This window comes from Streptomyces sp. NPDC107454 (assembly GCF_055582885.1).
In genome coordinates, this window is record NZ_JBVJPA010000010.1 from 223954 (window position 1) to 236643 (window position 12690).

13 protein-coding genes and 1 pseudogene are annotated in these 12690 nt (G+C 69.0%); 9 read left to right on the top strand and 5 right to left on the bottom strand.

Annotated elements, in window-relative coordinates:
* Positions 1 to 188 precede the first annotated feature (188 nt).
* Positions 189 to 1028: an alpha/beta fold hydrolase gene (locus ACZ69M_RS26545; protein WP_470053546.1), complete on the bottom strand. Its 840-nt coding sequence runs from the start codon at positions 1026 to 1028 to the stop codon at positions 189 to 191.
* 462 nt (positions 1029 to 1490) lie between these two features.
* Positions 1491 to 2342: an alpha/beta fold hydrolase gene (locus ACZ69M_RS26550; RefSeq protein ID WP_470053548.1), complete on the bottom strand. Its 852-nt coding sequence runs from the start codon at positions 2340 to 2342 to the stop codon at positions 1491 to 1493.
* A gap of 549 nt (positions 2343 to 2891) precedes the next feature.
* On the opposite strand from ACZ69M_RS26550, the gene ACZ69M_RS26555 reads away from it, so the two are divergent.
* The 7 genes and pseudogenes from ACZ69M_RS26555 to ACZ69M_RS26585 all read left to right on the top strand — a co-directional run bounded on the left by ACZ69M_RS26555 (position 2892) and on the right by ACZ69M_RS26585 (position 7832).
* A complete protein-coding gene (locus tag ACZ69M_RS26555) occupies positions 2892 to 3494 on the top strand; it encodes a TetR/AcrR family transcriptional regulator (protein ID WP_470053549.1) in 603 nt (200 codons plus the stop codon).
* A 317-nt stretch (positions 3495 to 3811) separates the two neighbouring features.
* Positions 3812 to 4201 (top strand): alcohol dehydrogenase catalytic domain-containing protein, encoded by a 390-nt coding sequence (locus tag ACZ69M_RS26560; RefSeq protein WP_470053885.1) that lies wholly within the window; start codon positions 3812 to 3814, stop codon positions 4199 to 4201.
* An 8-nt stretch (positions 4202 to 4209) separates the two neighbouring features.
* Positions 4210 to 4356 carry a hypothetical protein gene (locus tag ACZ69M_RS26565; protein WP_470053551.1) on the top strand — a complete coding sequence of 49 codons (147 nt, stop codon included), beginning with the start codon at positions 4210 to 4212 and terminating at the stop codon, positions 4354 to 4356.
* A gap of 115 nt (positions 4357 to 4471) precedes the next feature.
* Positions 4472 to 5341, top strand: a complete 870-nt coding sequence (locus tag ACZ69M_RS26570; protein WP_470053553.1) for an alpha/beta fold hydrolase — start codon at positions 4472 to 4474, stop codon at positions 5339 to 5341.
* 345 nt (positions 5342 to 5686) lie between these two features.
* Entirely contained in the window at positions 5687 to 6523 is an 837-nt protein-coding gene (locus ACZ69M_RS26575; RefSeq protein WP_470053555.1) for an ATP-grasp domain-containing protein, read from the top strand.
* Positions 6524 to 6822: 299 nt separating this feature from the next.
* A pseudogene (locus ACZ69M_RS26580) lies at positions 6823 to 7104 on the top strand (transposase); the annotation flags it as partial.
* A gap of 281 nt (positions 7105 to 7385) precedes the next feature.
* Positions 7386 to 7832 carry a transposase gene (locus tag ACZ69M_RS26585; protein ID WP_470053887.1) on the top strand — a complete coding sequence of 149 codons (447 nt, stop codon included), beginning with the start codon at positions 7386 to 7388 and terminating at the stop codon, positions 7830 to 7832.
* A gap of 57 nt (positions 7833 to 7889) precedes the next feature.
* On the opposite strand, the gene ACZ69M_RS26590 is transcribed toward ACZ69M_RS26585, so the two are convergent.
* Positions 7890 to 8051 (bottom strand): hypothetical protein, encoded by a 162-nt coding sequence (locus tag ACZ69M_RS26590; RefSeq protein ID WP_470053557.1) that lies wholly within the window; start codon positions 8049 to 8051, stop codon positions 7890 to 7892.
* Positions 8052 to 8625: 574 nt separating this feature from the next.
* On the opposite strand from ACZ69M_RS26590, the gene ACZ69M_RS26595 reads away from it, so the two are divergent.
* Positions 8626 to 10923 (top strand): FUSC family protein, encoded by a 2298-nt coding sequence (locus tag ACZ69M_RS26595; RefSeq protein WP_470053559.1) that lies wholly within the window; start codon positions 8626 to 8628, stop codon positions 10921 to 10923.
* 19 nt (positions 10924 to 10942) lie between these two features.
* Here ACZ69M_RS26595 and ACZ69M_RS26600 read toward each other — a convergent pair whose 3' ends face one another.
* Both ACZ69M_RS26600 and ACZ69M_RS26605 read right to left on the bottom strand, forming a co-directional pair.
* On the bottom strand, positions 10943 to 11482 hold the full coding sequence (locus ACZ69M_RS26600) for a thioredoxin domain-containing protein (protein ID WP_470053561.1): 540 nt from the start codon (positions 11480 to 11482) through the stop codon (positions 10943 to 10945).
* Between the two features lie 214 nt (positions 11483 to 11696).
* Complete coding sequence (locus ACZ69M_RS26605; protein ID WP_470053563.1) at positions 11697 to 12257, bottom strand: MauE/DoxX family redox-associated membrane protein; 561 nt, start codon at positions 12255 to 12257, stop codon at positions 11697 to 11699.
* 217 nt (positions 12258 to 12474) lie between these two features.
* Here ACZ69M_RS26605 and ACZ69M_RS26610 point away from each other — a divergent pair, with 217 nt between their 5' ends.
* Positions 12475 to 12642: a hypothetical protein gene (locus ACZ69M_RS26610; RefSeq protein ID WP_470053565.1), complete on the top strand. Its 168-nt coding sequence runs from the start codon at positions 12475 to 12477 to the stop codon at positions 12640 to 12642.
* Positions 12643 to 12690: the final 48 nt, after the last annotated feature.

Consider the following 12690-nt stretch of genomic DNA (forward strand, 5'->3'; position numbering starts at 1 on the left):
GCTCCTGCTCTGATCCGTGTGCTGAGAGGGGGTGTGAGAAGTTCTGCGCCGTGTGCCGGGTGTTGCTGCGCGGCTGCGTTGGTGTGCTGCTCTGGACGCTACTTGCTGAGTATAAGAAAGTAAACTCAGATCGTCCGACGGATGCTCGGCGCTCGCCGTACCGCGCGCCCGCCTCCACCGAGAAGCGACTACTCGCGCTCAAGGAACTCGAGAGCCGTCTTCACGAACTCCTGGTGGAACTGGAAGATGCCGCCATGGCCGGCGTCGGGGTAGAGCACCAGCTCGCCGTTCTGCACCCGCCGCGCCAGGTCGACCGAGTTCTGCGTCGGGACCATCCGGTCGGCCTCACCGTTGACGACGAGCACCGGCTGACTGATACCGGAGAGGTCGTGAGGCCGCTCCACTCCCCAGCGGTGAATGGCCTTGAGCTGGGCACGGTACGCCCCGAGCCGGATCGCCTTGTCCCGGTCACGGGTGCGCTCCTTCAGCCGGGCCAGGAACTCCTTTCCGGCGCGGCGTCCGTTGGCGGTGCGCGTGAAGAACAGGAACTGCTTCGGGTCCTGAAGGGTGAACAGGGCCCGGACGGTGTCCAGATTGGACAGCCTGGTCACGTTCTTGATGCCCTCGCCGCCCGCGGGACCAGTGCCCGTGAGGATCAGCTTGCGGACGAGTTGCGGTTCCCTCTCCACGACCACCTGGGCGATCATGCCGCCCATCGAGAAGCCATGGATGTCGACGCGGTCGAACCCGAGCGCCCGGATGAAGGTGACGGCGCCCTTCGCCATCTCCTGGATGGTGCGCGGCGTGGAACCGGTGGAGGCGCCGATGCCGGTGTTGTCGAACGTGACGACCCGGCGCTTGACGGCGAAACCGTCGACGACCCGGGGATCCCAGTTGTCGAGCACCCCGGCGAGGTGGTTGAAAAAGATCACCGGAACGCCGGACCGCGGACCGAGGTCACGATAGGCGAAGGTCACCCCTCCGGCGGCAACAGTGCGGGTCGGAGCGTCCTTGTATGACGTCACCACGCCATCTCTGACTTCTTGCGAATCGCTCATGGTCATGCCCTTCGGTGCGGGGGTTTCCGCGAGCCGGCCCCGACTCCTCCTGAAGGAGGGGGCGCGGAGCGGTCACCTGCGTCTCCCGGCTGCGGCTACAGCCTGCGGGGGTCGACGAGCACGCGGGGCAGCCAGGACCACGGGAGCAGGAACTCCGAGTGGTTACGCCCTCCGCATCACGCGACCATTAGATTATGACCGTAATTCTATGAAGGTGCAAGGCATACGCATACCCAGCAGGGCAACAGTCCGCGCAGGGGCCGTCTCGGCGGGAGCACGCCACCGGTGACGCATCGCCCCCGACCAGGCCTCCCGGTGGGGCCGTACGGGCAAACAAAGAGGTGCCGCCTCGCATCACTGCGAGACGGCATCAGCATGGGCAGCCGACCACCGCACCCGCGTCGTTCGCGGCAGACGGCGGAGCGGCGCGGGTCAGGCGGCGAGGAAGTCGGCCACCTGCTTGGCGAAAGCCTTGGCGTACTGGAAGAGGAAGGCGTGACCGGCACCGCTGTAGAGAATGAGGGTCGCGTTCTCGAGGTGCTGGACCGCGACATAGGAGTTGTGGGCGGGGATCATGACGTCCTCCAGGCCGTTGGCGTAGAGGACGGGGTGCCTGATGGCCTCCAGTTCCGCCTTGACCTGCTCGAAGGGCGCCGCCAGAAGAGCCCCCGCCGCAGCGAGCATGCCCTGCGCCGCCGCCTCGGAGGCCGGAGGGCCGCCGGCGGCGAGCCGGGTCGAGACGTGGTCGAAGTGCCGCAGGCCCGAGGCGCGGGCTGCTTCCGTCTCGGGGTAGAAGAGGAACAGCATGTCCTCCAGGTCGGCGTCAGGCTTGGCCATGATGCCCAGGACCTTCTCACTGAAGTCCGGCGCGCCCGGGACCCAGCCGGCCGGGCCGCTGCCGGCCACGATGAGCCTGCGCACCAACTCAGGACGACGCAGGGCCACACGCTGGGCGACGATGCCGCCCAGGGACCAGCCGAGCAGGTCCACGTACGCAAGGCCGAGCGCCTCGATGAACTCGACGGCCCCCTCGGCGAACCCTTCTAGGGAGTCGCGCGGTTCGCCGTCGGTGTAGCCGACGCCGACGTTGTCGAACAGGATCACGTCGTGGTCGGCGGCCAGGTAGTCCAGGAACTCCGGGTCCCACCAGTCGATGGTCCCGCGGAAGCGGTTCAGCAGGACCAGCGGGACGCCGCCCTGCGGACCCATCCGCCGGTAGGTGAAACGCGCGGAGGGGCCCTCGACGGTGAGGTCCTCGGACTTGTCTGCCAGATACGTACTCATACTGCCCTTCTCTTGCAGGCGGGCGCGTGACATTTCACAGGCCATCCCCGTGGACCGCACTCGCGGAACCACTCGCGCAACACGGCTCAGAGGGGCCGGGGGCACGGATCGGAGCCCTCCTCGCCGCGCCCGGCACATGGAGCCTCCGCAGCGCACCAGGTCATGGGTCCACCCGGCAGCACCCGGCCCCCGCTCGGCCGCAGCGTCACCCTTCGCGCCACCGCCTGCGTCGATCTCCGCGAAGACCAGTCGCCACAGAGGGGATGCCCTCAGGTCTTGCGACGCGTCCGGATCACCCGGGAAGCACCTCGCGGATCACGAGGCGGCAGCTTACGGAGTTCCGGGATAGAATTACGTACATAATATTATGCAGGAGGAGCCGGTGCCGCAAGGGGGTTGCCGGCAAGGGTCACGCGAGAGCGCCGGGGCGCGACCGCCACCCGTCGAGCCCCCCTGACACCCGGAGTCATTGAATTACGTTCACAATACAATGTGCTGCGCGACACCTACGGAGGGCGGCCAGCCCCTACGGCAAGCAGAGGAGGATGCGTGCGATACAGGAAAGAGCACAGCCAGGCCACCAAGCAGCGGATCATCGAGGCCGCCGGCCGCCGGTTCAAGCGAGACGGCATCGACAGCTCAGGGATCGCGACACTCATGAAGGACGCGGGACTGACCAACGGCGCGTTCTACACCCACTTCACATCCAAGGACGAGCTGGTGGCCGCCGCGGTCGCCGATCAACTCGAGGCGCAGAACGCCACCATCGTCGCGCACGCGGCACCCGGTCGCGCCGGACTCGAACAGATCGTGCGCTGGTACCTGTCCACCCAGCACCGCGACAGCCCCGAGTGGGGCTGCCCCTCCGCCGCACTGCTCGACGAGATCACGCGCTGCGCCGACCCGACCCGGCAGGCGTACACCGACGGCGTACTCGCCGTCGCGGACGGGATCGCCGCCCGCCTGGCACCCGACGATCCGGCCTCGGCCCGCACCAGGACGCTCAGCGCCTACGCCATGATGGCCGGGACGCTACAGCTCTCCCGAGCCCTCGGCGACACCCAGCTCGCCGACGAACTCCTCGAACAAGGCATCCGCAACGCCCTCACTCTGCTGGACAGCGAGCATGATCACGCCGGAACCGCAGAGTGACCAGCCCACTGGACCCACAGCGGCCGACACCATCGGCGCTCCCGAGACGGCTGGACGGACACCCCCGCTCCGCCCGCGGCACCTGGCGCGCATCAGGTTGCGGTACATCCGTCGAACATTTAGCATTACGAATGTAATTCAATGAGTCGCACCCCTGGGCCGGCGAAATGCATGTCCAGGCCAGGCCCCGGCTCCTCGACAGACCCCCACCTGAACAAAAAAGTCCATACCACCCCGATCGCATCCGTCAGCCGGAGAAGTCGGACGCCGGATGAACGGCACCGCCATCCGTTCGTGGACAAGACATGGAGACGACGATGAGGGCCTTCACGGTGGAGCGCTACTGCGGCAAGGCCGACAGCCGTGTCGGTGACGTCCCGGCCCCGGAGGTAGGTGCGCACGACGTGCTGGTCCTGATCCGGGCCGCGGGCGTCAACCCGCTCGACCACAGGATCCGGGACGGGGAGATGAAGGCGGTTCTGCCGTACCGCGTCCCGTTCGTCCTCGGCAACGACCTGGCCGGGATCGTGGTCGAAGTGGGTGCGGCCGTCACGCGGTTCAGGGAGGGGGCGACGAGGTCTTCGCCCGACAGACCGCGTCGGCACGTTCGCCGAACTCATCGCGGTGCACCGAGACGACCTGACGCGGATGCCGGTCACGCCAACGGGCCCGGCGCCGCGGCGTGTCGCACTCGTTCCTGTTCATGAAGGCCGGCGTGGACCGACTGCGTGAGCTCACCCCTCTCATCGAGGCCGGCAGGATCCCTCCCGTCGTTGACACCGTGTTCGCGTGCGAGCCGACGGGAGAAGAGCTGGAGTACCTCGCGGCACCGCGGGCGAAGGCCTGCAAGGCCGTCGGCTAGATCACGTGAGTCAAGTCCTGCCCGGCAGCCCCGGCCGACAAGAAGCGCCAGCACCGCGACCGCCGTGCGGCAACGAGAAGCGCCCCCGAAACCTCGCCACCAGAAGGGCCTGACCATGGCCACATCGCGGAATTCTCCTTCCCACTCGACGTCGTCGTACGCGAACGCGCCGACCCGTACCGTCTCCGTCCAAGGTGTGGACTTCGCCTACCGGGAACTCGGCCCCGCGGAAGGCGTGCCGCTCGTTCTCCTGGTGCACCTGGCCGGGGTTCTCGACAACTGGGACCCCCGCGTCGTCGACGGACTCGCCGCACACCGTCGGGTCATCGCCTTCGACAACCGTGGGGTGGGCGGGTCAAGCGGGTCGGCACCAGACACGATCGAGGCGATGGCCCACGACGCGGTTCTGTTCGTCCAAGCCCTCGGGTTCGACCAGGTCGATCTGCTCGGCCTGTCGATGGGCGGCTTCGTCGCGCAGGTCATCGCGGAGCGGGAACCGTACCTCGTCCGCAAGGTCATCCTCGCGGGCACGGGCCCCGCCGGAGGCCCCGGCATCGACAAGGTCCCGTCACTCACCCTCCGGGCCACACTCAAGGGCGCCCTGACCCGCCAGGATCCCAAGCTCTTCCTTTTCTTCACCGAGACCGCCGTCGGCCGGCGGGCTGGCCGTGCCTTCCTGCGACGGCTCAAGGAGCGCGCTCACGACCACGACAAGGCCATCTCGGTGCCGACGTTCCGCGCCCAGCTGAAAGCCATCAAACGGTGGGGACGCCAGCAGCCTTCGGACCTGTCGGTCATTCGCCAACCGGTTCTCGTGACGAACGGTGAAAACGACCGAATGGTGCCGAGCCAGAACACACTGGACCTGGCCACACGCCTGCCCAGGAGCGAACTCGTCCCCCTCTACCCGGATGCCGGACATGGCGGGATCTTCCAGTACCACGATGAGTTCGTGGCGATAGTCCTCGGGTTCCTCAGCTCGTGATCCTGAGCGGCTGCACTCAAGGCCTCCGAACAGAGCCGTACCCCTCTCCCATCACGCGCTGTGAGTCGAGACGCCCTAAGGAAGAGGATCACGCGGGACGAGAGCAGCAACCCGCTGTCGCCGCGAGGCATCGCTGCCATCCCGTCGTCGGCGGTCTCACCCTCGCCTGCGAGCAGGTCGGCCTGGTCCACGTCCCGGACCCACAATCCGCGTCACCACCCGGCTGACGACACCCGTGGCGCGTCGCTCAGGGGCGGCTGGGCACGGACGCCGCGCGTGCAGCGCCGAGCCCGGTCACACACCCACGCCCCTGAAGATTCGTTGCACCACCTGAGGAGATACACGATGCCCGACCGCCGCAGCGTTCTGTTCGTGACCGACCTCGCCTACCAAGCCAGGGGGCGGCGCTACTGCGACGAGGACATCTTCCTGACCTCCCGACTGCGCGGCGCCTTCGACATCGCCCTGTGCCACCCGCTGGAGGCCACCGCGCTGATGGACGCCTTCGACGGAGTCGTGGTCCGCAACAGCGGGCCCGTACTGCATTACCAGAAGAACTACGACGCTTTTCGGGAACAGGCGACGGCCCGCGGCACCCGGATCTACAACCCGCTGTCCGGCCGGGGCGACATGGCCGGCAAACAGTACCTGCTGGACCTGACCGCCTCCGGATACCCGGTCATCCCGACCATCGACCGGCCCGAAGACCTGCACCTGCTGCCCAAGGCCGACCAGTACGCGGTCAAGCCGAAGGCGGGCGCGGACTCGATCGGCCTGACCTTCGTGCCCCCGGAACATCTGGGCGGCCTCGCCTACGGCGACATCCTGGTCCAGCCGCGTATCAACTTCCGCTACGAGGTGTCCTTCTACTACGTCGACGACGCCTTCCAGTACGCCCTCCATGCCCCTGACCCCGAGCGGCGCTGGGTCCTCGAACCCTACGAACCCCTCGACGCCGACCTCGCCTTCGCCCGGCGCTTCATCGACTGGAACACCCTCGACCACGGCATCCAGCGCGTGGACGCCTGCCGCACCCCTGAAGGCGAACTACTCCTCGTCGAGTTGGAGGACCTCAATCCCTACCTGTCCCTGGACTTGCTCCCCGAACAGAGCCGTGACTCCTTCGTGGCGGGCATGACGGCATCCCTCCACCGGTTCCTCAACACCCGTTCCCGCCCCTGAGACGGCATCCGGACACCAGTCGGGTCACAGTCCGGCTGCGGGTTCGCCGGTACTTCTGCGACCGGAGAAGCTGTTCCCGCACGACGTTCGTCGAGTAGGTGTTGGGCTTGTCCGCACGGTACCGCCGTTCCAGCACCGGGCTGACGGGCTGGCTGCGGTCGATCGCAATCGAACTCGGCGGACGTCCGGCCGCGCGGTTGTGCCGCCGCCTGCGGCTGGTCGCGGACCGGACCCGGCTGCTCAGGCTGTTGACGGCGCCGACGGTGCCGGACCGCGCGCCGCGGGTGCTGAGGGTGGATGTGTTCGCCTTCCGCAGGGGCTGCACCTACGGCACCGTGCTGGTCGACGTCGAGGCCTGCCAGGTCGTGTACGTGCTGCCGGACCGCACCTCCGAGACGTTCGAGGCCTGGCTCAAGGACCACCCCGGTGCAGAGATCATCTGCAGGTACCGGGCCACCGCCCACACCAAGGCGGTCAAGGAAGCCGCCCCCAGCGCCCTCGAAGTGGCGGACCGCCGGCATTTGCTCCAGAGCCTGTCTGCCGCGATGGAGAAGACCTGCCACCAGCACCGCTACTGCCTGCGCAAACACACCGAGGAGGAGACGGTGGCCGACGTGCCTGAGGTGGCCCCGATGCTGTTACCGCCCGCGGAACTGCCCCGCACTCAGATCATCGAACGCACCCGCCACCGCTACGAGGACATCCACCGCCTGCTGGAGAAACGCTGGACAACCAGCGCCATCGGCCGTCGGCTGAACCTCGACCGCAAGACCGTGCGCCGCTTCCGCGGCACCGGCCCGGAGGAGTTGCTGGCCTCCGCCCGTGAGCGCCGGCCCAACGGCGTCCTGGAACCGTTCAAGGCATACCTCAATGCCCGCAGACCCTCACCGAGAGCCAGGGTGAGCGCCTCTTCCAAGTCCGGCTCGCCTGCCCGGACATCGCCCGGGCCTGCGATCTCGCCCGGACGTTCGCCGACCTGGTCCGCCACCGGCGCGGATTCCTTCTGCTGGAGTGGATCCGGCAGGCCGAACATGACGCACCGAAGCCGATGAAAGGCTTCGCCAGTTTCCTCCGCGAAGACCTCGACGCCGTCACCGCGGGACTCACCCTCCCCTGGAGTTCCGGAATCGTCGAAGGTCACGTGAACCGGGTGAAAACACTCAAGAGAGCGATGTATGGCCGAGGCGCGTTCGGACTCCTCCGCACTCGCATTCTCACTCAGTCGTCGACGCCCCTTCAGCGAGCCTCTAGTCGTGAGGAAGGGGGAGTCGTCCATGCAGGAGAGCTGCGGCCTGGAGGTCATTGGTAACCATCACCTGAGCCAACCTGCCCGCGACTGCGATCACGTTGCACCAGGCTGGAGCATCTAGATAGACCTCGTCCGGGGCGCCACGACCGCGGGATCGTCCGCGTTGCAGAAGTCGTCGAACAGAACGGTGACCACGTAGTCCAGGTCCTCGAACTCCTCCGGCCGCAGCCAGACATCGCGCTGCCACGAGGGACTCGCAAGAGCGAGGACCGCTGGCACAACATGAAGTCGGAAGACCGGGAACTCAATGCCGTGATCTGCCACATCGGGAGCCTACTGACAGGGTGAGGGACCCATCCCACATGCCATCGCCTGTTCACGCGGCTGCGGCCAGAGCCTTGAACTTCCCCAGCCCCTGCTCCGGGTTGACCCTGGACCTATTCAGTGGATCTCCCCACCCAGGGGCCAACCGACCTGCGGACGGGCGACGCAAGGGAGGGGCCGCCCGATAGCCAGCCAGGTCCAGGGGCGGGACGGACTGTCCAGGGTTGCCGAAGGCCAGCGCACAGCGCCGCCGCAGGCGCCCTCAAGTTGATGACTTCCTCGTATCGTCACGGATACGACGGTCTTCGGCGCCCGCGCGAACTGCCACCGCGCCTGACCATGGACTACGCCCACGAGGGTGCTACCTGGACCGCGCTCCGCTCCGTCGCCACGACCTGGTGATCCACCCGGTGCGGGCACGCCCCGCCCGGGTGGATCATGAGCAGGGATCGTGTTCGGGTGACATCGCTCCGGAAGTGACGTCACACTCGGTGGGGCGTAGACCTGTCGACAGGAGGTGGCCGGGCACGTGCGGACATCCAGTCGAATCCGTCCCGGGTCGGTCGTGTCGTGGCTGCGCGACCGTGATCCCGAGCTGGCGGCGACCCGGCGTGCCGGGCGGACGGCGCTCGTCATGCCCACGCTGTTCGCCCTGTGCAGCAAGGTCATCGGGTCACCGACGATGGCGACCTTCGCCGCGTTCGGTGCGTTCTCGATGCTGCTGCTCGTGGATTTCACCGGTCCGATGGTGCAGCGGCTACGCGCCCATCTCGGCCTCGCGGTGGCCTGGGCCGTCCTGATCTGTCTGGGTACGCTCGTGGCCGACACGACCTGGCTCGCGGTCACCGCCATGGTCGTCATCGGTTTCCTGGTGCTGTTCTCCGGGGTCGTCAGCTCCGTCCTCGCGGGCGCCTCGACGGCACTGTTGCTGGCCTTCATCCTCCCGGTGACCTCGCCCGTCCCGTTCGCGGAGCTTCCCGCCCGGCTCGCGGGAGCGGGCCTCGCGGCAGCCGCCGCCATGCTCGCGGTCACCCTGCTGTGGCCTCGTCCCAGCGGAGACCCCCTCAGCGCACCCGCCGCCCGGGTCTGCCGTGCGGCCGCCGGGCAACTGCGCACCGACGCGTCCCTCCTGGCGGGCGGCCCTGCCGCGCCGAGCACTGGTCAGTGCCGTACCAGAGCCGAGGAGGCCGCCGCCGCCGCTGCCGAACTGCGCACCGTCTTCGACGCCACCCCGTACCGCCCCACCGGCCTGTCCACCAGCTCGCGCGCCCTCGTCCGGCTGGTCGACGAACTGACCTGGCTCAGCAGCATCCTGGCCGACAGCGCGCCCCCGCTCGACGATCGACCGGCCTGCGACATCGACGCCCGGTCCGTACGCCGGGCCGCCGCGGCCGTACTCGACGAGGTGGCCGCGCTGCTCGACGCCCCGCGCCACTCACCGGACACGTTGCACGCAGCCTCGGAGACGCTGCGCAAGGCCATGGCCGACATGGAGCGCAACGCCACCACTCGGCTGCCCGTGCGCCGGGGCGGCGCGGGCACGCCCTCGCAGGTGCACCCCGTCATCGGAGCGCTGGACCTTTCGTTCCGCGCGCAGGAGCTGGGTTTCGCGACGCTGCAGATCGCGGACAACGTGGCCCTGGCGGCGGCCGCCGAACGCCGCAGCTGGTTCGAAAGCCTGCTGGGCCGCGAGCCCGACGCCGTGACCCGACCGCTGGCGGCGGCGCGCGAGCGAGCCGCCGCCCACCTTCAGCCGGGGTCCGTCTGGCTGCACAACAGCCTGCGGGGAGCACTCGGCCTCGGCATCGCGGTCGGCCTCGCCAACGTGACCAGCGTCCAGCACTCGTTCTGGGTACTCCTGGGAACCCTGTCCGTGCTGCGCTCGAACGCTCTCAACACGGGGCAGAACGCGGTCCGCGCCCTGGCCGGCACCCTCGCGGGTTCGATCATCGGCACCGGGCTGCTGCAACTGATCGGCCACCACGGCACGGCGCTCTGGTTCCTGCTGCCCCTCGCCGTGTTCCTCGCCGGCATCGCCCCCGCCGCCATCTCCTTTGCCGCCGGTCAGGCGTCCTTCACCATCACCCTCGTCATCCTGTTCAACATCGGTCAGAACCCCGACTGGCACATCGTGCTGCTGCGGATCCAGGACATCGCCCTCGGCTGCGCGGTGAGTGTGCTGGTGGGCCTGTTCTTCTGGCCGCGCGGCGCCGCGGCGGCCGTCGACCGGGCGCTCGCCGAGGCGTACACGGACAGCGCCCGGTATCTGGCGGGCGCCGTGCAGTACGCCATCGGCCACTGCGGCACCGCCCCCGCGCCCGCGTCTGCCGAGGTCGCGCTGCGGGAGGGCGTCGAAGCGGCCGCGGCCGCGCGCAGGCTCGACGACGCGTTCCGCAGCTATCTGGCCGAGCGCGGTGCCAAACCGGTACCCCTGGCCGACATGACCACCCTGGTGACCGGCATCGTGGGGCTGCGCCTCGCGGCGGACGCGGTCCTGGGCCTGTGGCGGCGCCACGGCGAACCGGGCAGCGAGCCGAACCGGGCGGAAGCGGGCCTCGTCCTGCTGAGTGCCGCCGGCCAGATCTCCGGCTGGTACCGGGATCTGGCCGCCGGTCTCGGGCACCACACCTCCGTCCGGGATCCGTTGCCGCGCAACCCCGCGGCCGAGGCACAGCTGGTCGAATCCCTCCGCCGCGACCTCAGCGACGAGCACGGGCAGGCGACGGACACGGCCGTCCGCATCATCTGGACCGCCGACCACCTCGACGCCGCCCGCCGGCTCCAGCCGAGCCTGGTCACCGCGGCGAGGCCCGTCGGTCCGTCCTGACCCGGGGCGGTCCCCGGGGTCAGACCGCGGCTTTAGAGGGCGCCGGCAGGCGACCGGGGTCGAAGGCGGTGGCGCTGAGGGTGCCGTCGACGGTGATCAGGCCGAAGACCGGGTACCCGGTGATGTCGAAGGCCTCTCCGAGCGGCCCGTCGCCCGGCTCGATCACGACGTGGGCGACCTCGGACAGCGCGGCCACCTGCTCGCGGGCCTCCTCGTCGGTGCCGTGCACGACGGCGAGGACGCTGCGACCGGTGGCGCGGGCCGTGGTGCGCGCCTGCTCCACGAAGAGCGGCAGCCGCTCCTTGCAGGCCCGGCAGTCGGGCGAGAAGAAGCCCAGCATGGTCTCGCCGAGGCCCTCGCGGGTGATCCGCTCACCGGCGGTGGTGACGGCGGAGAAGCCGGGCACGGCGGAACCGGCCGGGATGATCAGGCCGTCCGCCACCCGGTCGGCCTTCTCGTCGGCCTGGGCGCGGAGTTTGCGTATGACGCCGAAGGTGAGCAGCAGGTTCAGCAGACAGAGCACGGCGATGAGGACGACGGCGGTGACCAGAAAGGGCATGGGTGACTCCGGGGTCTCGTGTCATCGTGGGGCGGGGTGTCCGCCCATCGGATCGCGGGATGCGACGGCGCGACGCCGCACGAGTGTGCCGCGCGCCGTGGTGCTGCGGCGGCTGCGACGGGTGCGTCGCGGTGGCCGCCTCGGTGGTGCGTGAACATCAACCACCCGGGAGATCGGGAGGGTTGTCGCCTACTGGGTCGCCTGCCCGGATCGCCTACGGGGCTGATCCGCGGACGCGTCCCGAGGTGCGTGGGGCGCCGTCGTCGAACAGCGTGCCCAGCTCGTCCGTGAAGATCACGAGCAGGGCGCCCACCAGCGCGCCGAACGCCGCGATCAGCACGCCCGCCGCCTGGGTCGGCGCCGGCGTCCCCGCGAGGGCGGCGGCCAGGCCGAACACGGCCAGGGCGAGCAGCACGGTGTTCCGCACCACGTGGCGGCGGCCGATCGGCGCGGTGGAAGCGCCGAAGCAGGCGCAGGACGCCTTGGTTCCGCTGCGGAGCGTACGGACGATTCCGGTGGTGAACGCGGCGAGCAACAGCAGGGTCAGGACGAAGCCGGGCGCGCCGCCGGGCCCCGGGGTGAGCAGCACCACCGCGGCGCACTCCCCCACGACCACGGCCACCGCCACGAGGCGGCTCAGGCGGGCCGGAACGCCCATGGAGCGGGTGGATTCCTCAAAGCCGCGGAAGGCCGCGGCGCCTCGTAGTTTTCCGGTCGCGGATGCCGCGAACACGATGCCGACGAGGAGTCTGACGGCAAGCAGGGCATAGGCCACGAGCAGCTCTCACCTCCCGGGACGACTGGACCAGAGGCAATGTAGCCCCAAGTCGACATGAGCAACAGTGGCCACTTTCGCCCAGATCCCCCCAGACGAAACTGGAAGCATTCAGTCAACTTCCGCACTCTTGCGCTCAATTGGCATCGCAACATAACTTCTGCTCCGGCCGGACCTTACCCCTGGTCCGGTCTTCACCCTACGAGGGAGGTCCGTGATGACCCGTGTGATCGGCACGATGGGCGACAAGTTGCTGGGCATGCTGCTGAAGGAGGACCGGGCCGGCGCCTGTGTCCCGGAGCACGGCACTTTCTGCAAGTGCACGAACCACGTCCGGTACGTCTTCAGCTGCAACGGCCCCTGCGTGAAGGACGGCTCCTGCTGACCCAGCCCCCATCCCATCCCGTCACATCACGTCGCGCGACCAGGAGGT

What these genes read in the sequence shown, in the direction of transcription:
- ACZ69M_RS26550 (WP_470053548.1), bottom strand. Translation starts at nt 2,342, where the DNA reads ATGAGTACGTATCTGGCAGACAAGTCCGAGGACCTCACCGTCGAGGGC.
- ACZ69M_RS26560 (WP_470053885.1), top strand. Translation starts at nt 3,812, where the DNA reads ATGAGGGCCTTCACGGTGGAGCGCTACTGCGGCAAGGCCGACAGCCGT.
- ACZ69M_RS26570 (WP_470053553.1), top strand. Translation starts at nt 4,472, where the DNA reads ATGGCCACATCGCGGAATTCTCCTTCCCACTCGACGTCGTCGTACGCG.
- ACZ69M_RS26575 (WP_470053555.1), top strand. Translation starts at nt 5,687, where the DNA reads ATGCCCGACCGCCGCAGCGTTCTGTTCGTGACCGACCTCGCCTACCAA.
- ACZ69M_RS26600 (WP_470053561.1), bottom strand. Translation starts at nt 11,482, where the DNA reads ATGCCCTTTCTGGTCACCGCCGTCGTCCTCATCGCCGTGCTCTGTCTG.
- ACZ69M_RS26610 (WP_470053565.1), top strand. Translation starts at nt 12,475, where the DNA reads ATGACCCGTGTGATCGGCACGATGGGCGACAAGTTGCTGGGCATGCTG.